15 protein-coding genes are annotated in these 22,247 nt (G+C 75.8%); 10 read left to right on the top strand and 5 right to left on the bottom strand.

Annotation, left to right across the window (positions count from 1 at the left end; all coding sequences use genetic code 11):
- Nucleotides 1–39: 39 nt before the first annotated feature.
- The 3 genes from ACFW6A_RS07260 to ACFW6A_RS07250 form a co-directional block, all read right to left on the bottom strand.
- On the bottom strand, nucleotides 40–1,326 hold the full coding sequence (locus ACFW6A_RS07260) for an MFS transporter (protein WP_351850597.1): 1,287 nt from the start codon (nucleotides 1,324–1,326) through the stop codon (nucleotides 40–42).
- Nucleotides 1,323–3,923: an ATP-grasp domain-containing protein gene (locus tag ACFW6A_RS07255; protein WP_386639226.1), complete on the bottom strand. Its 2,601-nt coding sequence runs from the start codon at nucleotides 3,921–3,923 to the stop codon at nucleotides 1,323–1,325. Before ACFW6A_RS07255 ends, ACFW6A_RS07260 begins: the two co-directional genes overlap by 4 nt.
- A gap of 117 nt (nucleotides 3,924–4,040) precedes the next feature.
- Entirely contained in the window at nucleotides 4,041–4,283 is a 243-nt protein-coding gene (locus tag ACFW6A_RS07250; RefSeq protein WP_386481863.1) for a hypothetical protein, read from the bottom strand.
- Nucleotides 4,284–4,613: 330 nt separating this feature from the next.
- Between ACFW6A_RS07250 and ACFW6A_RS07245 the strand changes: the two genes are divergently transcribed.
- Entirely contained in the window at nucleotides 4,614–5,840 is a 1,227-nt protein-coding gene (locus ACFW6A_RS07245; protein WP_351850602.1) for a helix-turn-helix transcriptional regulator, read from the top strand.
- A 33-nt stretch (nucleotides 5,841–5,873) separates the two neighbouring features.
- On the opposite strand, the gene ACFW6A_RS07240 is transcribed toward ACFW6A_RS07245, so the two are convergent.
- Entirely contained in the window at nucleotides 5,874–7,121 is a 1,248-nt protein-coding gene (locus ACFW6A_RS07240; protein WP_351850603.1) for an MFS transporter, read from the bottom strand.
- A gap of 195 nt (nucleotides 7,122–7,316) precedes the next feature.
- On the opposite strand from ACFW6A_RS07240, the gene ACFW6A_RS07235 reads away from it, so the two are divergent.
- From ACFW6A_RS07235 to ACFW6A_RS07200, 8 genes are read left to right on the top strand one after another with little or no spacing between them, the layout of a single operon-like run.
- Nucleotides 7,317–8,717, top strand: coding sequence for an ATP-grasp domain-containing protein (locus ACFW6A_RS07235; RefSeq protein ID WP_351850605.1), 1,401 nt, complete (start codon nucleotides 7,317–7,319; stop codon nucleotides 8,715–8,717).
- Complete coding sequence (locus tag ACFW6A_RS07230; RefSeq protein ID WP_351850606.1) at nucleotides 8,714–10,978, top strand: ATP-grasp domain-containing protein; 2,265 nt, start codon at nucleotides 8,714–8,716, stop codon at nucleotides 10,976–10,978. Before ACFW6A_RS07235 ends, ACFW6A_RS07230 begins: the two co-directional genes overlap by 4 nt.
- Nucleotides 10,975–12,921 (top strand): prolyl oligopeptidase family serine peptidase, encoded by a 1,947-nt coding sequence (locus ACFW6A_RS07225; RefSeq protein WP_351850607.1) that lies wholly within the window; start codon nucleotides 10,975–10,977, stop codon nucleotides 12,919–12,921. The genes ACFW6A_RS07230 and ACFW6A_RS07225 overlap by 4 nt, the downstream gene beginning before the upstream one ends.
- Nucleotides 12,922–12,955: 34 nt before the next feature.
- Nucleotides 12,956–14,164 (top strand): fatty acid desaturase family protein, encoded by a 1,209-nt coding sequence (locus ACFW6A_RS07220; RefSeq protein WP_351850609.1) that lies wholly within the window; start codon nucleotides 12,956–12,958, stop codon nucleotides 14,162–14,164.
- Entirely contained in the window at nucleotides 14,161–15,156 is a 996-nt protein-coding gene (locus ACFW6A_RS07215) for a proline dehydrogenase family protein (RefSeq protein WP_351850611.1), read from the top strand. Before ACFW6A_RS07220 ends, ACFW6A_RS07215 begins: the two co-directional genes overlap by 4 nt.
- A gap of 19 nt (nucleotides 15,157–15,175) precedes the next feature.
- Entirely contained in the window at nucleotides 15,176–16,330 is a 1,155-nt protein-coding gene (locus ACFW6A_RS07210; protein ID WP_351850613.1) for an aminotransferase class V-fold PLP-dependent enzyme, read from the top strand.
- Nucleotides 16,327–19,575: an AMP-binding protein gene (locus ACFW6A_RS07205; RefSeq protein WP_351850614.1), complete on the top strand. Its 3,249-nt coding sequence runs from the start codon at nucleotides 16,327–16,329 to the stop codon at nucleotides 19,573–19,575. Before ACFW6A_RS07210 ends, ACFW6A_RS07205 begins: the two co-directional genes overlap by 4 nt.
- A complete protein-coding gene (locus tag ACFW6A_RS07200; protein WP_351850616.1) occupies nucleotides 19,572–20,780 on the top strand; it encodes a cytochrome P450 in 1,209 nt (402 codons plus the stop codon). Before ACFW6A_RS07205 ends, ACFW6A_RS07200 begins: the two co-directional genes overlap by 4 nt.
- 133 nt (nucleotides 20,781–20,913) lie before the next feature.
- Here ACFW6A_RS07200 and ACFW6A_RS07195 read toward each other — a convergent pair whose 3' ends face one another.
- A complete protein-coding gene (locus ACFW6A_RS07195) occupies nucleotides 20,914–21,393 on the bottom strand; it encodes a GNAT family N-acetyltransferase (protein WP_351850618.1) in 480 nt (159 codons plus the stop codon).
- A gap of 50 nt (nucleotides 21,394–21,443) precedes the next feature.
- Between ACFW6A_RS07195 and ACFW6A_RS07190 the strand changes: the two genes are divergently transcribed.
- Nucleotides 21,444–22,247, top strand: a complete 804-nt coding sequence (locus ACFW6A_RS07190) for an exodeoxyribonuclease III (protein ID WP_351850620.1) — start codon at nucleotides 21,444–21,446, stop codon at nucleotides 22,245–22,247.

Genomic DNA, 22,247 nt, shown 5'->3' with positions numbered 1-22,247 from the left:
TGTTCTCCGTAACGGTGGGTGGGACGGGAGGGGACGGCTTCAGCGGGTGGGCGTGGCCGTGGGGTTCGTGGGGTGGATCGGCGCGGCGGCGGTCCGGGAGGCCCGGGCGACGAGCGGGCGGCTGATCAGGCCGACGGCGAGGAAGAGCGCGCCGAGCAGCAGCCAGCCGGGGGTGCCGAGGCCCAGCGCGAGGACGCCGAGGACGGACGGGGCGAGCGCTTCGGCGAGGCCGCCGCCGAGTCCGAAGACGCCGGAGTACTGGCCCTGCGCGTGGGCGGGGGCGAGGCCGAAGGAGTACTCCATGGCCGCGGCGGCGTGCCACAGCTCGCCGAGCGTGTAGACGGCGGTGGCGGCCACCAGGAGGGCGACGGAGGCCCAGGCGGGGACGGCGCCGGCGGCGGCCATCAGGACCAGTCCGGCGGCGATGCCGAGGCCCGCCCAGCGCATCCGCACGCCCGCGGCCCGGGTGTCGGCGACGTTCCGGCTCACCGCGACCTGGAGGGTGATGACCAGGACGGTGTTGAGGACCAGCACCCCGGAGACCATCCAGCGCGGTGCCTGGGTGTGCTCCACGATCCACAGCGGCAGCAGGAAGGTCGGCACCGCGAAGTGCAGCGACATCAGGCAGTTGAGCAGGGTGGCCGCGAGGTAGGGCCGGTCCTTCAGCGCGTCCCAGCGGCCGCTGAGCGGCGGTGCGGGGAGGGGCGCGAGCCGGGGGAGCCGCAGCAGGGCGAGCGCGCCGCCGGCGAAGGACAGGGCGCGGCCGGCGACGAGCGCCAGGTAGGCGGGGGCGGTGTCGAGCTGGATGGCGACGCCGGCGGCGAGCGCCCCCAGCGAGATGCCGAGGTTGGTTCCGGCCCGCAGGTAGGCGCGGAAGCCGGCCGGGTCGTCGCCGCCGAAGCCCCGGATGAGGGGGGCCTTGCTGGACTTGTCGGCGGCGAAGACGACGCCGGTCAGCGTGGAGACGAGGAGGAAGGACCAGAAGGCGTCGACGAGCAGGAAGCAGCCCATGGAGGCGGCGCCCGCGAGCATCACGCCGATCTGGGTCTCCCGGGCGCCCCAGCGGTCGGCGATCCGGCCGCCGTAGATCCCGGCGACGAGTCCGACCATGGCCCCGACGAGGAGGCCGAGGGCCACCTGCTGCATGGGCAGGTGGACGACCCGGGTGAAGTACAGGGCGCTGGACGACATGAACATGCCGCTGCCGAAGGCGTTCACGAAGGACGCGGCCGCCAGGGTCCGCTGGGGGCCCGGGGGCGGGAGGATCCGGTCGAGCGGCCCCCGCCGGCCCGGCTTGTCCGCCGCCGCGCGCGGCGGCGTGCTCACGGCCACAGCGGGTCCGAGAAGTCGGCGTCGGGACGCAGGGTCCTTCCCCAGGCGCGCAGTTCGCGTCCGGTGACGTCCACCGGGGCCACCACGAGCCGCTCGTCGAACCAGGCGCGCACCTCGGCGAAGCGGGTCCGCAGCTCGTCCTCGGTGGCGGCCGAGACGAGGATCTGGCCCATCCGGTGGTTGGTGTTGTCGATGTCCTCCAGGAAGGAGGCGCCCGCGGGGAACTCGATCCGGGCGAACTCGACGCCCGGCAGGGCGCGCAGCTCGGCGGGGGACGGGCAGGAGAAGTGGATGCCGGCGCGGCCCTTGAGGTAGCTGGTGCCGATGACCCCGGGGCGCAGCTCCACGTCGGCGCGCGGGGCGCGGCCGAGGGCGAGCAGCAGGGCCGCCTCGCCGAGGTGGACGCCGAACTTGGCCTGCACCTGCTCGTGGACGAGGGCTCCGCCGCGGCGGGCGGCGCACTCGCTGAAGGTGAGGCCGCCGGTCTGCGGGTCGTGGAAGAGCTCCATGTGGAAGACGCCGTCGCGCAGCCCGAGGGCCTCCAGGGAGCGGCGGACGACCGGTTCGGCGCGCTCGTAGGCGAAGGACTCGTCCTTCGGGTCGAAGTGGCGCAGCCAGAGCGGTTCGTTGCGGTCGATGGTGGTGAGGCAGGGGTCGCCGTAGCGGCCGACGGCGAGGAAGAGCAGTTCGCCGTCGTGGACGAAGCCGTCGGCGATCCACTCCTCGCCGCCGACGAACTCCTCCAGGACGAAGGTGCGCTGGGCGGTGTGCTGGGAGCGGAACCGGCGGCTGACCGCGGCCAGTTCCTCCGCGGAGGAGACGACGGAGGTCCGGGCGGTGGCGGCGCCGGCGGCCGGCTTGAGCACCGCCCGGTCGAAGTCCCACGCGACGCCGGAGACGTCGTGGACGTCCTCGACGACGGTGACCCGGGCGGCGGGGACGCCGGCCGCGGCGACCTTCCGCTTCTGGAGGGACTTGTCGCGGAAGTGGACGGCGGTGGCCGGGTCGAGGGCGCGGCAGCCGAGGTGGGAGGCGAGGACGCCCGCGGTGACCAGGGCCCACTCGTCGGAGGTGTGCACGGCGTCGAAGCGGTGCTCGCCGAGTCCGGCCCGGTGGAGGGCGGAGAGGACGGCCTCGGGGCTCTTGTGGTCGTCGACGAGGAGGACCCGGACGCCGTCGGGGACCTCGGCGAGGCCGTGGTCGCGGCCGGCGGCGCCCCAGACCAGGACGGCGTCGACGCCGTGGCGCAGACAGGCCTGGAGGACGTACTTGTCGGGGCCGAGGAGCAGCACGCTCGCGGGTTCGCGCACCCGGTAGACGGCGTCCTTGAGCTCCTGGATCGCGGCCCGGTCGGCGCGGACGGCGTCCATGCCGGGGGCGGTCAGGAAGATCCGCAGCGGGCTGGTGAGGAGGTCGGCGGTGGGGCGGATGCGCTTGCCGGGGCCGAGTTTGACGCCGACCAGGTGGACGCTGGGCAGGGCGGCGATCCGGTCGACGGCGGCGGTGTCGACGGACTCGACGACGCCGTCGGCCTCGGTGCGGGTGCTGTGCACGGCGGCGGCGGCCAGCGGGCGGTAGACCCGGCCGGCGTACCGGTCGAGGAACTCCTGGGGGCGGGCGTAGGCGAGGGCGGTGAGGTCGGCCTGGTTGGCGCCGAGGCACCGGTCGTGGAAGCCCGGGTTCATGTTGCCGTTGAGGCGGGCGCCGATCTCCACCAGGGCCGGGCCCTCGGGGGTCAGGATGACCTCGGCGTGGGCGGGTCCGTGGACGATGCCGAGGGCTTCGAGGACGCTGTCCACGTAGGCGATCAGGCGGGGTACGGGCTCCGCGTCGGGGTCGAGCAGCACGTCGAGGTCGTAGACGTTGCGCCCGCCGGGCAGCACGGTCTTCTCGTACTCCCAGACGCCGCACACGTACCGCTCGCCGGCGACGCTGACGGTGTCCACGATGTACTCGGTGCCGTCGAGGAAGGACTGGACGAGGGCCTCGCCGTTGGGGCGGTCGAAGATGTCGGTCGAGCCGAGCACCGCGCGGGCGGCGGCGAGGACCTCGCCGGCGTCCTGGCAGCGGTAGACGTGGTCGGTCGAGGCGGACGAGAGCGGCTTGACGACGACGGGGTAGCCGCCGCTGCGCTCGGCCCAGTCGGCGAGGGCCTGCGGATCGTCGCTCTTGTACTGCTCGGCGCAGCGCACCCCGGCCCGGCGCAGGGCCTCGATCATCTCGTACTTGTCGCGGCGGGCCGCCGAGAGGGCGGTGCCGTTCGTGGCCAGCCCGAGCCGCTCGGAGAGCCTGTCGGCGAGCGGGACGCCCGGCTCCTGTCCGGCCAGGACGGCGACCGGGGCGAGCGCGGCGAGGGCGGCGGCGGTCCGCTCGACGGCGGCCGGGTCCTCCTCGGGGCAGCGGTACGCGTCGCGGTAGGCGGCGGGGTCCGGCTGGAGCATGCTCGCCATCGGTTCGGCGCTGCTCTGGACGTGGACGACGTCCACGCCGAGGCGGGCGAAGGCCGGCGGCAGGAAGGTGCCGGAGGAGTACCCGTCGACGATGACGGCGGTCGGCCGGGACGGACGGGGCGGCGGCGCTGGGAGAGCCATCGGTTCCCTCACTCTCTGTGCGGTGTGGGGTCTACGAGGGGTGTGGGGCCGGGGGGCCGGTGTGGGGCCGGGGGCCGGGGCCGGTGCGTGCCCGGGGGCGGTGCGTGCCCGGGGAGGTCAGGCCTTGGGGGGAACCGGCCAGCCGATGTCGTCCTGCGCGGCCAGGCCCGCGGCGAGGACCGGGCCCGCGGGGGCGGGCGAGGGCCAGCCGATGTCGCCGGCGACGACCGCGCCGGCGCCGGGGGCGGGGGTGGGCCAGCCGATGTCGCCGAGCGGGCCGGCGGCGACGGCGAGGAGGGCGATGACGGCGAGGGCGCCGGCACGGGCGCGGAGCCGGGTGGCACGCAGGATCGAGCGCATGGGGTGACTCCCTTGGGAACAGGGGGCGGTGAGCGGACCCCGGACGGGGCACCACTGCGGGCGGGGCCGGGTCGACCACCGCGTTGCCGTGGAAGCTAGTGCAGCTGCCCGACCCTTGGCAAGAGGTTGCCAATAGATTGGCAAGTCGACGGGAAGTCGCCCCCGAGAACGGTCTTTCAGGCCTGTTCAGCATTTGGGCAAAGATTTGCCTAGATACCTTGCGCGGGCTACCCTCGGCGGGGGCCACGGCGAGGTGCGCTCCCACGAAGAGGCGAGCCGGGACCCCCCACGACTCTCACCCGCCCGCTTCGACACCATGGGGTTGATCACGTGCTGGAGCAGCCTTTCTTCGGGCGCCGGCTCAAGCAGCTGCGTACCGAACGAGGTCTGTCGCAGGCCGCGCTCGCCGGGGACGGCATGTCCACCGGCTACCTCTCCCGGCTGGAGTCCGGGGCCCGCAAGCCCACCCCCCGGGCCGTGGAGCATCTCGCCGCCCAGCTCGGCGCCGACGTCTCGGTCTTCGACGAGGAGGCCGCCGGCGACTCGCTGAGCCAGGCGCTCGCCATCGCCGCCTCCCTGGAGTCCGACGAGACCCTGGAGGCGCTGGAGCGGGTCCTGGTCGCCGACGCGGGCACCGACCAGGACCCGCCGCTGCGCTGGCAGGCCCTCTGGCTGGTGGCCCGCTGGCACCGCCGCCACAACCGCCAGGAGCGCGAGCGCGAGCTCCTGGAGGAACTCGTCGCGCTCGGCGAGCGGCTCGGCCAGCCCGCCCTGCGCGTCCGGGGCCTCGCCCAGCTGGCCCGCTGCCTGCGCGCCCGCGGCGAGATCGCCCTGGCCGCGGAGGCGGCCGGCGCCGCCCACCGGCTGGCCCGCGAGCACGGCCTCGCCGTGCCCGACGTCGCCGCCAGCCTGCTCGCCCTGGTCTCCGTGGAGTCCGAGGCGGGCCGGCTCGCCGACGCCCGCGCCCACGCCGACGAACTCACCGCGCTGACCGCCGACCGCCGGGACACCCTGTGGGCGGAGGCCCTGTGGACCGGGGCGGCGGTACGCGTCCGCCAGGGCGACCCGGAGGCCGCCCAGGCCCTCCTCGACCAGGCCCTGGCCGGCTTCCCCAGCACGGGGGGCCTCGACCTGTGGACGCGGCTGCGGGTCGCCGCCGCCCGCCTCCACACGCAGAAGTCGCCGCCCGAACTGGACACGGCCGAGCGGTACCTGGAGCAGGCGGAGAGCGGCCTCGCCTTCCTCGGCATCCCCGCCCTGGAGCAGGAGGTGACCTCCCTCAGGGCCGAACTCGCCTTCCAGGACGGCCGGTTCGCCGACGCGCGGGCCCTGCTCGACCGGGTGCGCGGGGCGGCCCCGCAGATGACCTACCGCAACCGCGCCCGGCTCGACATCCTGGACGGCAGGCTGCTGATCGTCGAGGGCCAGGAGCAGGCCGGGCTCGACCGCATGCGCGCCCTGGCCGAGGAGGCCCAGGCGACCGCCAACATCGACCTGGCCGCCGACATCTGGCGCCTCCTGGCGGAGACGCTGAGCGGGACGCGCGGCCGTTCCTGACCGCCGTCCCGTACGGGCTCCGCGCCCGGCGCCTCAGTCGAGGTGCCGGGCGCGGAGCAGTCCCGCGCCCGCCAGGGCGAGCAGGGCGAGGCAGCCCAGCGTCAGGCCCGGCCAGCCGTGGCGGGCGTGCAGCGCGGTGCCGCCGAGCGAGCCCAGCGCGCCGCCGCAGAAGCTCGCCAGCATGAAGAGGGTGTTGAGCCGCGCCCGGATCTCCCCGGGCAGCCGGAAGATGCGCACCTGGTTGGCGACCTGGCAGCAGGCGCCCCCGTACACCAGCAGGTTGGTGCCCAGCACCAGGACCGCCAGCGAGTCGCGGCCGAACAGGCCCATGCCCGCGAAGGCCGTCGCGCAGCAGCCGAGCGCCAGCACGTTGACGTACCGGGGACCGCGCCGGTCGCTGAGCCGGCCCGCCGGGTAGGACAGCAGCGCGGCGGGCAGGCCGAGCAGGCCGAAGAGCCCGGCGCCGGCCGCGCCGAGGGAGAACGGCGGGCCCGCCAGGTGGAAGGCGAGCGTGGCCCAGAAGGCGCTGAAGGCGCCGAAGACGGTCGCGCCCAGGAAGGCGGAGAGCCGCAGCTCGGGGTGGGCGCGGACCAGGCCCGGCAGGGAGGCGAGCAGCCGGCCGTACGACAGCTTCGCCCCGCCGCCGGGGGACCGTTCGGGCAGCGCCCGGGGCACGACGAGGGCGAGGAGGCCGGTGAGCGCCGCCGCCACGAGGTAGGCGGTGCGCCAGTCGCCGCTGAGCCCGGCGACCGTGCCGGAGAGCGTGCGCGAGAGCGTCGAGCCGAGCGTGAGCCCGATCCCGATGAGGCCGACCGCCCGGCCGCCGTGCTCCGGGCCCGCCATGGAGGCGGCGGTGGGCATCAGCACCTGGGGCAGCACGGTGGTCGTGGAGAGCGCGGCGGTGGCCAGGGTGAGCGTGACCAGGCCGGGGGCGGTCGCGGCGACCAGCAGCCCGGCGGTGGTGAGCACGAGGAGCACGGCGGTGAGCCGGCGCAGCCGCGCGGTGTCGGCGAGGGGCACGACGAGGGCGATGCCGAGCGCGTACCCCGCCTGGGCGGCGGTGGCGACCAGGCCGGCGGCGGTGTCGGAGACCCCGAGGCCGGCCGCGATGGCGTCCAGGAGCGGCTGCGGGAAGTAGATGTTCGCGACCGTCAGGGCGCCCGCGGTGGCGAAGAGCAGCGCCGTGCGCCTGCGCAGTCCGGGGGGGCCGGGGGGTCCGGCCGGCTCCGGCCGTCCGGGGGGTCCTGCCGGTGCGCCGGCGGTCCGAGCGTCGGTGGTCATGGTCCGTCCCCTCCGCGCCGCGCTGCGCCGCGTCCCGCTGTGGTTCGCGGCCGGGCCGGGTGGGTGCCTGATCCACGAATCTTCCGGGTCGATATTGCCATCGTGGCAACCCTCATGGCAATCTCTTGCCAATTCCCTCGGAGCGGGCCTCGCCGTGTTGGCTGAAATACGTTCCCCGAGACCAAGGTGGAGAACATGAGCGGTGCTGAACTGCGCCCTGTTGCGGTATTGGTGGACGCCTACACGACGGGCAACCACTTGCCAGTCGCGTTTGCCAAGCTGGGTGTCGACGTGGTGCACGTCCAGAGCACGCCCGAGCTGATGACCTCGATGCGGCTGCCCGAGCTCTCCCGCTACCGGGCGGCGCTCCCGTACGGCACCCCCGCCGAGACCGCCGAGCGCCTCGCGGCCTACGCGCCGATCTGCGTGGTCGCCGGCCAGGAGCCCGGCGTCCCGCTCGCCGACGAACTCTCCGAGCGGCTCGGCCTGCCCGGCAACGGCACCGCCCTGTCGGCCGCCCGCCGCGACAAGTACGAGATGATCGAGGCCCTGCGCCGGGCCGGGGTGCGCTGCGCCGACCAGTACAAGAGCGGCAGCGCCGACGAGCTGGTCGCCTGGGCCGAGCGGCGCGCCGACTACCCCGTCGTCGTCAAGCCGCTGTCGTCCGCCGCCACCGAGGGCGTGGCCGTCTGCTCCGACGCCCGCGAGGTCCGCGAGGCCGCGGAGGCCGTCCTCGGCACCGTCAACATCTTCGGCGAGCGCAACGACGAGGTCCTCGTCCAGTCCTTCCTCCGCGGCGAGGAGTACATGGCGGACTTCGTCTCGTACGACGGGGAGCGCTACGCCTGCTGCGTCTGGCAGTACCACAAGCGCCTGGTCGGCACCCACCGCATCTACGACCGGGACTCCGTCCTCCCGCCCGACGCCGGCCCCGCGCCCGAGATCATCGCCTACCTGCACGAGGTCCACGACGCCCTCGGCCTGGCCTACGGCCCCACCCACGCCGAGGTCATCGTCACCCCGGAGGGCCCCGTCCTCGTGGAGATCGGCGCCCGGCTCAGCGGCGGCGTCGTCCCCGACTTCCACGACCGCTGCCTCGGCGGCAACCAGGCCGACCTCACCGCGCTCGCCTACGCTCGGCCCGAGGAGTTCCGCGCCCGCCACGCCGGCGGCACCTACCGCAAGCTCGCCGAGGCGAGCATGGTGCTCACCTCCACCACCCTCGACGGCGTCGTCGAGGAGCTGGACGAGCGGGTCGTCGCCGAGATCCAGGCCCTGGAGTCGGTCCACACCTTCGTGCCCAAGGTGGCGCCCGGGAAGCGGATCCGCCCGACCGTGGACCTCTACACGGCCACCGCCGCCGTGCACCTCGTCCACGACTCCGCCGAGACGCTCGCCCGCGACTACGCCCGCATCCAGGAACTCAAGGACCGCGTCTACCGGCTCCGCGACACCGGTCCGACCGCCGGCACCGAGGCCGCCTCCTCCGCCCCGACCGCCGGCACCGAGGCCGCCTCCTCCGCCCCGACCACCGGCACCGAGGCCGCCGCCTCCGCTCCGGCCGCCGCCTCCGACGCGCGGGAGGTCGCCGCGTGAACGCCGCCCCCACCCCTCCCGAGCTGCTGCTGATCGGCGGCGGCGGCGCGATGACGCTCAGCGTGGACGTCGCCGTCCAGGCGCTGGAGCAGGCCCGGGCCCGCGGCCTGGCCACCGCCGTCACCAACCAGGCCGCCACGCTGGCCGCCACCCCCGAGGTGACCGCCGCCGCCGGGTCCGCCCACGCCGTCGACTTCACCGACCCCGCCGCCACCGCCGCCTGGGCCGCCGCCCTGCCCGCCCCCGCGCCCGTCCTCGCCTTCGGCGTCCGGGAGATGGCGCAGGAGGCCGTCGCCGCCACCGCCGAGGCCCTCGGCCTGCCCGGCAACCCGCCCGCCGCCGTGCGCCGGATCCGCACCAAGGACGCCTGCCGCGCCGCGCTCGCCGCCGCCGGCTTCCGGCAGCCCGCCGTCCGGCTCTGCGCCGGCGAGGCCGAGGCCCGCGCCGCCCTCGCCGCGACCACCGGCCCCTGGGTGGTCAAGCCGCGCGACGGCGCGGACAGCGCCGGCGTCCGCAAGGTCACCGGACCCGACGAGCTCGCGGCCGCCCTGGCCGCCCTGCCCGACCCGGAAGCCCCGTTCCTCGTCGAGGAGTTCGTCGAGGGCGACGAGTACAGCGTCGAGGGCGTCTTCACCGGCGGCCGGCCCCGCGTCCTCGCCGTCACCGCCAAGGAGAAGCTGGACCCGCCGCACTTCGTCGAGATCGGCCACACCCTCCCGGCCGAACTGCCCGCCGCCGAGCGGACCGCGATCGAGGAGACCGTCGTCGCGGCCCTCACCGCCCTCGACCTCTCCTTCGGCCTCTTCCACGTGGAACTGTGGCGGACCGCCGACGGCCTCGTCCTCGGCGAGGTGCACGCCCGCGTCGGCGGCGGCTGGATCCACCGGATGCTGCCCCACGCCCTGCCCGGCCTGGAGCTCTACGGCACCGTGTACGACGACGCCCTCGGCCGCCCCGTGACCCTGCCGGCCGCCGCGCGCGCCGCCGCCACCCGCTACTTCGCCCCGCCGCCCGGCCGCGTCACCGCCGTCACCGGCTGGGAGGAGGTGCGCGACCACCCGGCCGTCCTCCACGCCGAACTGCACGTCGGACCGGGCGACACGGTCGCCCCGTACCGCAGCGGCGCGGACCGGATCGGCGCCGTCGTCGTCGGCGCCGACACCCCCGCCGAGGCCCGCGCCCTCGCCCGCCGCCTCGTCGACTCCGTCCGCATCACCACCGAGCCCGCCGGGCGCCCGCCCGCCCCCGGGGTGAGCGTCACGATCGAGACCCGGCCGCTCACCACCTCCTTCCAGATCTCCCACATGACCATCGAGACCGTCGACGTCCTGCGGCTGCGGCTCCTCGACGGCGACCGGGTCCTCGGCGAGGGCGAGATCGCCGCCGACCGGGGCTACGGACAGGACGGCCCCGCCATCGCCGACGAGGCGCGGGCCCTCGCCCTCCGGATGGCCCCCGGCTGCCCCGCCGACGGGCCCGACCCGGTCGCCCCGGTCCGCCTCGCCCTGGAGAAGGCCGCCGCCGACGGGGTCAGCGCCCCGGCCCGGATGCTCACCGAGATGGCCTTCCTCGACCGCGCCGCCCGCACGGCCGGCCTGCCCGTGTGGCGGCTGCTCGGCCTGCCCGAGCCCGGCCCCGTCCGCCTCCTGCACACCGTGCCCATCGGCGAGGAGATCCCGCTGGACGGCCGGCCGCTGAAGATCAAGCTGGGCGGCCCCGACGACGAGCGGGTCCTGCGCGGCCTCCTCGGCGTCGACGCCCCGCTCATCCTCGACGCCAACCGCGGCTGGTCCGCCGCCGACTGGGAGCGGCTGCGCCCGCTGCTCGCCGAACTCGCCCCGGCCGTCCTGGAGGACCCGGTCCGCGACCCCGCCCTGCTGCCCGCCGTCCGCGCCGCCCTGCCCCGCACCGCCGTCCTCCTCGACGAGGGCGTCGCCACCCCGGCCGACGCCGAGACCGCGATCCGCACCGCCGGCGGCCTCAACGTGAAGCCGATGCGCTTCGGCGGCATCCTGCCCGCCCTCGCCGCGCTCACCTCCGCCACCGAGCGGGGCGCCACCCGCATGCTCGGCTGCTTCCTGGAGCCGCCGCGCGCCATCGCGTACGCCGCCCAGCTCGCCGGCCTGAGCGACTGGTCCGACCTCGACGGGCACTTCTGGGTCAGCGACGACCCGGCCGTCCCCGGCTACACCCTGGACAGCTCCGCGCCCGGCATCCCCCGCATCCACTACGGCGACGCGCCCGCCGGCGGTGCCGCGTGACCACCACGGCCCCCACCCCGCTGCCGTACGGCTCCTGGCCCTCGCCGATCGGCCCCGAGGACGCCGCCCGCGGCGACGCCCTCCTCGAATGGACCGGCTTCCTCGGCGGCGACGTCTGCTGGACCGAGGTGCTGCCCGAGGACGGCGGCCGCGGCGGACTGATGCGCCGCCGCGCCGACGGCACCACCGGCGAACTGCTCCCGCCCGGCTGGGACGTGCGCACCCGGGTCATCGAGTACGGCGGCCGGCCCTGGCTCCCGCTCGGCGACCGCGCCGAGGACGGCGTCGTCTTCACCCACGGCCCCGACCAGCGCGCCTACCGCTGGCGCCCCGGCGAGGGCGACCCCGTGCCGCTCACCCCGCCCGGCGACTGGCCCGGACAGCTCCGCTACGCCGACTTCGCCGTCCGCGGCGACGAGGTGTGGTGCCTGCGCGAGACCGTCGGCGACCCCACCGCCCGCACCGCCCGCCGCCACCTGGTGGCGCTCCCGCTCGACGGCTCCGCCGCCGCCGACCCCGCCCGGGTGCGGGAACTCGCCGCCAGCCACCACTTCATGACCGGGCCGCGCGTCGAACCCGGCGGCGACCGGGTCGCCTGGCTGGGCTGGGACCACCCCGACATGCCCTGGGACACCACCCACCTGATGGTCGCCGACATCGGCCCCGACGGCCGCCTCGGCCGGGCCGTGCCGCTCATGGGCGGCGGCCACGAGTCCGTCACCCAGGCCGACTGGGCCACCGACGGCTCCGGCACCCTCTACGCCGTCAGCGACCCCGACGGCTGGTGGAACGTCCACGCCGTCGGCCGCGACGGCGTGCCCCGCAACCTGTGCCCGCGCGAGGAGGAGTTCGGCGAGGCCCTGTGGCGGATCGGCCTGCGCTGGTGCCTGCCGCTCCTCGACGGCACCCTCGCCGTCATCCACGGCGTCGGCCGCCGGACCCTCGGCGTCCTCGCCGCCGACGGCACGCTCACCGACTTCGCCGGCGACGCCACCGAATGGCACTTCCCCGCCACCGACGGCCGCCGCGTCGCCGCCGTCTCCTCCTCGCCCGGCCGGCGCCGCACCGTCGTCCTCGCCGACCCCGCCACCGGCACCGTCGAGACCGTCCGCGCCCCCGCGGGGCGGGACGCCGACCGCTACGCCGCCACCCCGCACCGCCGGACCTACCGCGGCGCCGCGGACGAGCCCGTCCACGCCTACGTCCACCCGCCCCACCACCCCGACCACACCGGCCCCGAGGGCGAGAAGCCGCCCTGGCTGGTCCACGTCCACGGCGGCCCCACCAGCCGCAGCCACCTGGTCCTCAACCAGGAGATCGCCTTCTTCACCAGCCGCGGCATCGGCGTCGTCGACGTCCAGTACGGCGGCTCCACCGGCTACGGCCGCGCCTACCGCGAACGGCTCCGGCACGCCTGGGGCCGCACCGACGTCGCCGACTGCGCCACCGTCGTCCGCGGCCTCGTCGCCGACGGGCTCGCCGACCCCGCCCGGATCGCCGTCCGCGGCGGCAGCGCCGGCGGCTGGACCGCCGTCGCCGCCCTCGCCGCCGACCCGGACCTGTACCGCGCGGCCGCCGTCTACTACCCGGTCCTCGACCCGGAGAGCTGGCGCGACGAGACCCACGACTTCGAGTCCCGCTACCTCGACGGCCTCGTCGGCCCCTGGCCGGCCGCCGCCGACCGGTACGCGGCCCAGTCGCCGCTCGCCGCCGCCGACCGGATCCGCACCCCCTTCGTCCTGCTCCAGGGCCTCGACGACACCGTCTGCCCGCCCGCCCAGGCCGAACGCCTGCTGCGCCGCGTCACCGACCCGCGCGCCCGGCACACCTACCTCACCTTCGCGGGGGAGGGACACGGCTTCCGCCGCTCCTCCACCGTCGCCGACTCGCTCCGGGCCGAACTGCGGCTGTACGCGGACGCGCTGGGCTTCACGCCCGCCTGACACGCCATCCGAACGCACAGAGAGACCCACACCCATGCTCCAACAGCTGGACAAGCAGCCGCCGTCGGGCGCCACCACCGCCCCGGCCGACCCCTTCGAGCAGCTGGACTTCGACCGGCTCGCCCCCGGCGTGCGCAAGGAACTCCGCACGCTGCGGACCCTCGACAACCACCACGGCCCGCTCGCGATCCTCTTCGAGTACGCCCTGATCGCCGCCTGCGTGGCCCTGTGCACCGCCGTCTCCTGGTGGTTCTACCCGCTCGCCCTCGTCGTCATCGGCTCCGTGCAGCGCTTCCTCGCCCACTTCCTCCACGAGTCCAGCCACAAGGTCCTCGCCCGGAACAAGACCCTCAACCTCCTCGGCGGCTCGGTCCTCTCCGGCTACCTCGTCTGGCACCTGTACGGGCCCTACCGCTCGTCCCACGTCGGCAACCACCACCGCAACCTCGGCGACGCCGCCGACGACCCCGACTACGCCTTCCACATCGAGTGCGGCCTGTACGACACCGAGCGCTCCGACCGGCACTTCTTCCTCAAGGAGGTCGTCGCCTCCGCCCTCGGCCTGCGCACCCTCTCCTACCTCGGCTACATCGCCCGCGAACGGGTCTTCTGCGACAGCTCCCAGATCACCGTGTCCGTGCCGGTCCCCCTCAGGACCGAGCAGAAGGTCTTCGTCGCCCAGTGGGCCGCGATCCTCGGCGTCTGCGCCTGGTTCGGCGTCCTGCCCGAGCTGCTGCTGTTCTGGTTCGTACCGCTCTTCACCACCAACGTCGCCATCGGCTGGCTCGCCGAACTCTCCGAGCACTACCCGATGCCGGAGGCCGAGCACCGGCAGGTGCTGCTCACCCGCAACCGCCACGGCAACGCCCTGGAACGCTTCCTGATCAGCCGACACAACGACCGCTACCACCTGGTGCACCACATGAACGCGGGCATCCCCTTCTGGAACCTCGGCCGCGCCCACCGGGTGCTCCTCGCCGACCCCGGCTACGCCGCCTGGGACGGCCTGTGGGCCGGCGCCTTCACCCGCCCCCGGTCCCGCCGCGACAAGGAGACCGTCCTCAGCTACGCCGCCAAGTACCGCTCCTGGCGCCAGTCCGGCGGCGACCCGGCCGCGGCCGGCCCCAGCTTCGCCCAGCTCATGATGCTCGCCCGCCGGACCGGCACCGCCGTCCCGAGCCCGGCGCCGAGCCCGAGCCCCGTGCCCGCCCGCACCTCCGAGAAGGCCGAGACCACCTCATGACCCCGCACCCCACCGCCGCCGCGGACACCTCCCGGCGCGCGCTCCACGAGGCCGCCGCCCGGGGCCTGCGCGCGCTCGCCGCCGACCCCCGCTGCCGCGAGGCCTTCACCGCCCCCGGCTCCCTCCTCCAGGACCTCGCCTCGCCCGCCGCCCGCCGCTACGTCCTGGCCGCCGGCCGCGACGAGTTCCTCGTCCACCTCAAGGCGCTGCGGGACAAGGAGTACCGGATCGCCGTCGAGTTCGTCGGCGAGGAGAACACCGACCCCGCCGGCATCGAGCGGGTCGTCGACGAGTACCTCGCCGTCCTCGCCGCCGAACCCCTGCCCGGCCAGCTCGGCTTCGACCTGTCCAACCTCGGCCTGTCCGTCTCGCGGGAACTCGCCCGGGACAACACCGCCCGCGTCACCCGGGCCGCCGCCGCCCGCGGCGCCGACGTGGTGCTCAGCATGGAGCGCGCCCCCGCCGTCGACGCCGTCCTCGACACCTACCGCGAACTCGCCGCCGACCACCCCAACCTCGGCGTCACCCTCCAGGCCTACCTCCACCGCACCCCGGACGACCTCGCCGCGATCCCGCTCGACGGACGCAGGATCCGCCTCGTCAAGGGCGCCTTCGCCGCACCCGCCGGCGCCGCCCTCGGCCGCGGCCCCGCCCTCGACGAGCGCTACCTCGCCCTCGCCGCCGAACTCGCCGACCGGGGCGCGCTGGTGAGCCTGGCCACCCAGGACGCCACCGTCCTCGCCGCCGCCCGCGAGCGCGGCCTCCTCGACCGCGTCCACGAGATCGAGATGCTCCACGGCGTCCGGCCCGAACTCCTGCGCCAGTACCGCGCGCTCGGCCACCCCTGCCGGATCTACGCCACCTACGGCGAGAACTGGTGGCTCCACCTGCTGCACCGGCTCGCCGAGCACCCCCCGATGGTGCTCACCGCCCTCGCCGACATCGCCGAACGCCACCTCGACGGCCGCCATGCCGTCGGCGCCCACTACTGAGCAGGGAGAGAAGAGAGAGATGACGCCCACGGCCACCGGCCCGCTCGTCCACCTGAACACCGCCGGCGCCGGCCTCGTCCCCGCCGAGGTGCGCCGGACCATGGCCGAGGTCCTCGACCGCGAGGCCGCCACCGGCTGCTACGAGACCGAGATCCACTACGACGCCCTCGTCAACGACGGCGTGTACCGGCGCCTCGCCCGCGTCCTGGACGCCCCCGCCGCCGACCTCGCCCTCTTCGACAGCGCCACCCGCGCCTGGTGCTCCGTCGTCCCCCGGCTGCCGCTCGGCCCCGCCGACCGCGTCTGGGTCACCCCGTACGAGTACGCGGGCAACCTGATCTCCCTCTTCCGGCTGCGCGACCGCACCGGCTGCCGGATCGAGGTCGTGCCCACCCTGCCCGGCGGCGACCTCGACCTGGAGTGGATGGCCCGCAACATCGCCGACGACGTGGCCCTGGTCTCCGTCACCCACATCCCGTCCGGCTGCGGCATCGTCAACCCGGTCGAGGAGATCGGCCGGATCCTCGCCCCGTACCGCTGCTTCTACGCCGTCGACGCCTGCCAGTCCATCGGCCAGGTCCCCGTCAGCGTCGAGCGGATCGGCTGCCAGCTCCTCACCGGCGCCGGACGCAAGTTCCTCCGCGGGCCCCGCGGCACCGCCTTCGCCTACGTGGCCCCGGAGCTGCGCGCCGCGCTCGTCCCCGACTTCCACGACCTGCACGTCGCCCGCGTGGACTCGGCCACCGGCTACCGCGTCGACGACACCAGCGCCCGCACCCTGGAACTCGCCGAGCGCTCCACGGCCGCCTTCGCCGGCTTCGACACCGCCCTCGCCCTCTTCGAGGAGGGCACCCCCTTCGACCACAAGGAGGTCTTCGAGGCCCTGCGCGCCACCGTCGCCGCGATCCCCGGCATCGAGCCGATCACCCCCGGCTCCGTCCAGTCCGGCATCGTCTCCTTCCGGCACGAGCGGGTCACCGCCGAGGCGATCCGCGACGGCCTCGCCGCCCACCGGATCAACGTCTGGCGGATCGTCGGCCACCACACCCCCCTCTACATGGCCGAGCGGGGCGTGGAGACCGCCGTCCGCGCCTCCGCCCACCACTACAACACCCTCGGCGAGATCGAGCGGTTCGGCCGCGCGCTGCGCGAGGTCCTCGGGGCGCCCGCGTGACCGCCCGCCGCGACCGGGACGACGTCCTGCACGAGGTGGTCGCCCGGCGGGCCGCCGAACGCCCCGGGGCCACCGCCGTCGTCCACGGCGAACGCCGGCTGAGCTACGCCGAGCTGGACGCCACGGCCGGCGCGTGGGCCGCCGGCCTGCACGCGCGCGGGGTCCGCCCCGGCGACCTGGTCCCCGTGCTGCTGCCGCGCGGCGCCGACCTGATCACCGCGATCCTCGCCGTCCTCCGGCTCGGCGCCGCCTACGCCCTCCTCGACCCGGCCTGGCCGGACCGGCGCCTCGCCGAGGTGATCGGCCGGCTCGACGCCTCCCTCGCCGTCACCACCCCCGCCGACGCGCACCGGGTGGCCCCCGCGCGGGCGTGGACGCCGCCCGCGGAGCCGGCCGCCGGGCAGGCGCTCCCGCCCGCCCCCGCCGTCGAGGTCACCGGCGCCGACCCGGCCTGCGTCTTCTTCACCTCGGGGACGACCGGCCGACCCAAGGGCGTGCTCAGCCCGCACCGGGCCACCGCCCGCCTCGTCCGCCCCGGCACCTTCGCCGACTTCGGGCCCGGCACGGTGGTCCCGCTGGCCGCCGCGCTGCCCTGGGACGCCTTCTCGCTCGAACTGTGGACGGCCCTCCTCAGCGGCGGCACCTCCGTCGTCGTCGACGAGCCGTACCTCACCGGACCGGCGCTCCGGGAGGCGGTCCGCCGGGCCGGCGCCGACACCGTCTGGCTGACCGCCGCGCTCTTCGACCTCACCGTCGACGAGGACCCCGGGGCCTTCACCGGGCTGCGCCGGGTGATGACCGGCGGCGAGCGCCTCTCCGTCCCGCACGTCCGCCGCTTCCTGCGCCACCACCCCGGCATCGACCTGATCAACGGCTACGGGCCGGTGGAGTCGACCGTCTTCGCCACCACCCACCGCCTCACCGAGGCCGACTGCGACGTGCCCGGCGGCATCCCCGTCGGCCGGCCCGTCCCCGGCACCGGCGTCCACCTCGTCGACGGCGAGATCTGCGTCTCCGGCGACGGCCTCGCCCTCGGCTACCTCGGGGAGCCGGAGCTCACCGAGGAGAAGTTCCCCACGCTCCGGATCGACGGCGAGGACGTCCGGGTCTACCGCACCGGCGACCTCGGCCTGCTCGACGAGGACGGCGTCCTGCACTACCGGGGCCGGGCCGACCGGCAGGTGAAGATCCGCGGCCACCGGGTCGAACCGGCCGAGGTGGAGCGCCAGATCGAGGCGCTGCTGCCCGCCGTGCGCGGCTGCCGGGTGGTGGCCCGCCGGGACGGGGCCGGCACCGTCCGCGCCCTGCTGGCCTTCTGTGTCCCGGTCGTCCCCGGCGACCCGCTGACCGGCGCCGCGGAGGTCCTGGCCGGCGCGCTCGTCCCGTACCACCTCCCGGAGGCGGTGGTGCCGGTGGACGCGCTGCCGGTGACCGCCAACGGCAAGCTCGACGAGCGGGCCCTGCTGGACCTGGCCCCGGCCCCCGCGCCGCCCGCCCGCACGACGCCCCCCGCCGCCGGAGCCCCGGCCGCCCCCGACACCCCCCTGACCGCCCTGGTCACCGCCGTCTTCACGGCCGTGCTCACCGGTCCGGCCGCCGAGCCCGCCGCGGGTCCGGCCGCCGGGGCCGCCGACCCGACCGCCGAGCCCGCCACCGGCGCCGGGTCCGAGGCCGGCGCCAACGCCTCCGCCCCCGACACCTCCGCCCCCGACGCGGTCCCGTGCGACGTGCCCTTCGCGGAGCTCGGGGGGAGTTCCCTGGACGCCGGCCGGGTCTGCGCGCGGCTGTCCGCCGCGCTGGGGCGGGCCGTGCCGATCTCCGCGCTCTACGCCCACCCGACCGCCCGCGAGCTGGCCCGGTGGCTGGCCGAGCGGGACGCGGAGGAGAACGCCGAGGAGAGCGCGGAGGGCGACCGGGACCCGGTGCGGGACGACGGGCGGGTGCCGCTCTCGCCCATGCAGACCGGCTACCTGACGGACCACCTCCTCGCCCCCGAGAACCGCTCCGCGCACTGCCTGCTCCTCTTCCGGATCGACGGGGACCTCGACCTGGACGCGCTCGACGCCGCCGTCGAGGCCGTCCACGCCCGGCACGAGGTGCTGCGCTCGGCCTATCTGCCGTCGCCCGAACCGGTCGCCGTGCCCGGCGACCACCCGGCGCCCGTCCTGGAGGTCCTGGACCCGGAGCCCGACGCCGAGGCGGCGGTCCGGGTCCTGGGCGAGACCCTGGGCGAGCCCCTCGGGCTCACCGGGGGCGAGACCTGGCGCACCGCCCTGGTCCCCCTCACCGACCGGGGCCCGGCACCCGCGTGGGTGTTCGCCTGCGTGGTCCACCACATCGCCTTCGACGGCTGGTCGGAGTCGGTCCTCGCGGCCGACCTCGCCACCGCCTACGCGGCCGCCCGGGCCGGCGGGCGCCCGGTCCTGCCGCCGGCCCCGACCGTGGCCGAGGCCGCGCGGCTCCGGGCCGCCCGCCGCGCCGGCGCCGCCACCGGCCCGGCCCTGGCCGAGCGCGTCGCCGAGCTGACCGGCGTACCGCCGCTCGTCTGGCCCGCCGCCCTCGCCGCCCCCGAACCGGCGGCGGCGGAGGAGGTCCGGCGGTCCGGGCTCGTGCTCGCCGTCGACGCGGCGGACCGCCTGGACGAGGCCGCCCGGCGGGCCGGCACCACCCGGTACGCGGTGCTGCTCGCCCTCTACGGGCAGGTGCTCGCCGCCCTCACCGGGCAGGACGACTTCGCGGTCGGCGTGCCGGTGGCCCAGCGGCACGACCTGGCCCTGGAGTCCGCCGTCGGCTGCCACATCGACATGGCGTGCCTGCGGCTGCGCGGCGAGGTCCTCGGCGGAGGCCCGGCCTCCGTCGCGGCGGCCGGCCGGATCCTCGGCCGGGCGTTCGCCGCGCAGGACGTGCCCTTCCACGAGCTGGTGCGGGCCGTCAACCCGCCCCGCACCGGCCGGCCCCCGCTCTTCCAGACGCTGCTGGTCCTCCAGGACAACACCCCGCCCGCCCTGCCGCTCGACGGCCTGACCACCACGCTCCTGCGGCCGCCCTACCTGGACCTGCCGCTGGAGGCGCACACCGAGCTGTGGCCGCTGCCGGACGGCCGGCTGCGGCTGACGGTCAGCCGCCGTCCGGCCGCGGTCCCCGACCACACCGCCCGCGAGCTGCTGAAACGTCTCGCCGACCTCGTGCACACGCTGCCGCTCCCGGTCCGCCAGGACCCCCGACGCACCGAAGGACCCGCATGACCACCCTCGCCCCGGAGACCGCGGCCCCCCCGAGGGCCGACCTCGTCGACCCCGAGCTGTACGCCACCGGTGACCCGTACCCCCTCTGGCGCTGGATGCGCGACCACGACCCGGTCCGGTGGCACGAGCCCACCGAGTACCCCGGCTTCTGGTCGGTGACGCGGTACGACGACGTCCGCGCGGTCTACAACGACGCCCGCGTCTTCAGCTCGGCCCGCGGCATCCTGCTGCGCCCCCGCGCCCACGGCGAGGACCCCGGCGGCGGCCGGACCCTCGCGCTCACCGACCCGCCCCGGCACAAGGCGCTGCGCTCGCTGGTCGCGGACTGGTTCACCACCCGCTCGGTGCGCGCCCTGGAGGACGCGATGCGGGGCGCGGTGCGGGACGTGGTGGCCCGGGCGGTGGAGCTGGGGGAGTGCGACTTCGTCACGGACGTCGCCGCGCGGCTGCCGCTGTACGTGATCTGCCGGCTGATGGGGGTGCCCGCGCACGAGCAGGAGATGCTCTTCGCGCTGACCAGCCGGGCGTTCGGCGCGGGCGATCCGGAGGGCCGCAGCATCGCCCACCAGGAGATCATGGGGTACTTCGTCGAGCTGATGTACCGGCGGATGGACGAGCCCGCGGACGACCTGGTGAGCGCGCTGGTCAACGGCGAGGTGGACGGCGAACTGCTCTCCGAGGAGGACGTCCTCCTCAACTGCGACAACCTGCTGGTCGGCGGCACGGAGAACGTCCGGCTCGCCGTCTCCGGCGGCATGAGCACCTTCCTGGACCGCCCGGGCGACTGGGAGCGGCTGCGGGCCGACCGGGGGCTGATGCCGGCGGCGGTCGAGGAGGTGCTGCGCTGGACGTCGAGCGCCACCCACATCATGCGGACGGTCACCGAACCGGTCCGGCTGGGCGACCGGCTCCTGGCGGAGGGCGACCGGGTGGTGCTGTGGACCCCGTCGGCCAACCGCGACGAGCGCTACTTCACCGACCCGGACGTCTTCGACCTCGCGCGCCGGCCCAACCGGCACCTCGCCCTCGGCGCGGGCGAGCACTTCTGCCTGGGCGCGATGATGACCCGCACCGAGATGCGGATCCTCTTCGAGGAACTGCTCGGCTCGGTCCGCTCCATCGAGCGGACGGGCCCCGAGGTGCCGGTCCGCTCGATCGTGGTGAACGGCCTGGAGAGCCTCCCGGTGAGGATGACCGCCCGGTGAACCTCTACGTGATCGCCGCCCTCGCCGCAGGGGAGCGGCGGGCCGCGCCGCGGGCGTCCGCCCGCCCGGCCGGGGAGCCGTCCCGCCCGGAGGAGGCCCCGCGGCCCCCGGTCCCGGGCGCGGCACCGGCGCCTCAGACCAGCGGCTTGGCGAAGCAGCGGCTGCTCTCGTAGTCGCGGTAGTGGCCGAACTTGGCGCAGGGCTCGTAGCCGCTGGAGGTGTAGAGGGCGATGGCCTCGGGCTGGGCCGTGCCGGTCTCCAGGACCATGCGGCTGCGGCCGGCGGCGCGGGCGTCGTCCTCCAGGAGGGCCAGGATGCGGCGGGCCAGGCCCAGGCCGCGGGCCTCGGGTATCACGTACATCCGCTTGAGTTCGGCGTCGCCGTCGGCGTACCCCTCGTCGTTCTCGTCCTGGCGGCGCCAGGCGCCGCTGGCGACCGGCCGCTCCTCGGGGTCGTAGGCGAGGAGGTACAGACCGTGCGGCGGGACGAACATCGACGGGTCGAGCGGTGTGACGTCGCCCTCGCCGTCGTAGCGGACCACGTACTCCGCCTGCACCGCGTCCTGCAGTTTCACGGCGTCGGGGTGGTCGTAGGGGGTGGGCTGGATGCGCATGACGGAGATCGTACGTGTATGCGATCGGCCGGTGTCGGTATTCTCCCGGGATGTTCACTGTCACGACCGCGAACGTCAACGGTCTCCGCGCCGCCGCCAAGAAGGGCTTCGTCGAGTGGCTGGCGGGGTCCCCCGCCGACGCCGTCTGCCTCCAGGAGGTGCGCGCCGAGGAGGCGCAGCTGCCCGAGGAGGTGCGGGCCCCCGAGGGCTGGTTCACCGCCCACGCCCCCGCCGCCGCCAAGGGCCGCGCCGGCGTCTCCCTCTACCTGCGCCGCGAGCCCGACGCCCTGCGCGTCGGCTTCGGCTCGACCGAGTTCGACGGCTCGGGCCGCTACGTCGAGGCCGACCTGCCCGGCGTCACCGTCGCCAGCCTCTACCTCCCCTCCGGCGAGGCGGAGACGGAGAAGCAGGACGAGAAGTACCGCTTCATGGGCGAGTTCCTGCCCTACCTCAAGGAACTGCGGGTCCGCGCCGCCGCCGACGGCCGAGAGGTCGTCGTGTGCGGCGACTGGAACATCGCCCACCGGGAGGCGGACCTCAAGAACTGGAAGGCCAACCGCAAGAGCGCCGGCTTCCTCCCCGAGGAGCGCGCGTGGCTCACCCGCGTCCTGGACGAGGCCGACGGCGGCTACGTCGACGTGCTCCGCGCCCTCCACCCCGACCAGGAGGGCCCGTACTCCTGGTGGTCCTACCGGGGCCGCGCCTTCGACAACGACGCGGGCTGGCGGATCGACTACCAGATGGCCACGGCGGGCCTGGCGGCGAAGGCCGTCAAGGCGTACGTCGAGCGGGCCGCCACCCACGGCGAGCGCTGGAGCGACCACGCGCCCGTGACGGCGGTGTACGAGCTGTAG

This window comes from Streptomyces sp. NPDC058758 (assembly GCF_042746075.1).
Lineage (GTDB): Bacteria > Actinomycetota > Actinomycetes > Streptomycetales > Streptomycetaceae > Streptomyces.
Note: the sequence above shows the minus strand (reverse complement) of the source record. Positions and strands in the feature narration are given on the sequence as shown.

What these genes read in the sequence shown, in the direction of transcription:
- ACFW6A_RS07200 (WP_351850616.1), top strand. Translation starts at nt 19,572, where the DNA reads ATGACCACCCTCGCCCCGGAGACCGCGGCCCCCCCGAGGGCCGACCTC.
- ACFW6A_RS07235 (WP_351850605.1), top strand. Translation starts at nt 7,317, where the DNA reads ATGAGCGGTGCTGAACTGCGCCCTGTTGCGGTATTGGTGGACGCCTAC.
- ACFW6A_RS07190 (WP_351850620.1), top strand. Translation starts at nt 21,444, where the DNA reads ATGTTCACTGTCACGACCGCGAACGTCAACGGTCTCCGCGCCGCCGCC.
- ACFW6A_RS07220 (WP_351850609.1), top strand. Translation starts at nt 12,956, where the DNA reads ATGCTCCAACAGCTGGACAAGCAGCCGCCGTCGGGCGCCACCACCGCC.
- ACFW6A_RS07240 (WP_351850603.1), bottom strand. Translation starts at nt 7,121, where the DNA reads ATGACCACCGACGCTCGGACCGCCGGCGCACCGGCAGGACCCCCCGGA.
- ACFW6A_RS07195 (WP_351850618.1), bottom strand. Translation starts at nt 21,393, where the DNA reads ATGCGCATCCAGCCCACCCCCTACGACCACCCCGACGCCGTGAAACTG.
- ACFW6A_RS07215 (WP_351850611.1), top strand. Translation starts at nt 14,161, where the DNA reads ATGACCCCGCACCCCACCGCCGCCGCGGACACCTCCCGGCGCGCGCTC.
- ACFW6A_RS07250 (WP_386481863.1), bottom strand. Translation starts at nt 4,283, where the DNA reads ATGCGCTCGATCCTGCGTGCCACCCGGCTCCGCGCCCGTGCCGGCGCC.
- ACFW6A_RS07255 (WP_386639226.1), bottom strand. Translation starts at nt 3,923, where the DNA reads ATGGCTCTCCCAGCGCCGCCGCCCCGTCCGTCCCGGCCGACCGCCGTC.
- ACFW6A_RS07210 (WP_351850613.1), top strand. Translation starts at nt 15,176, where the DNA reads ATGACGCCCACGGCCACCGGCCCGCTCGTCCACCTGAACACCGCCGGC.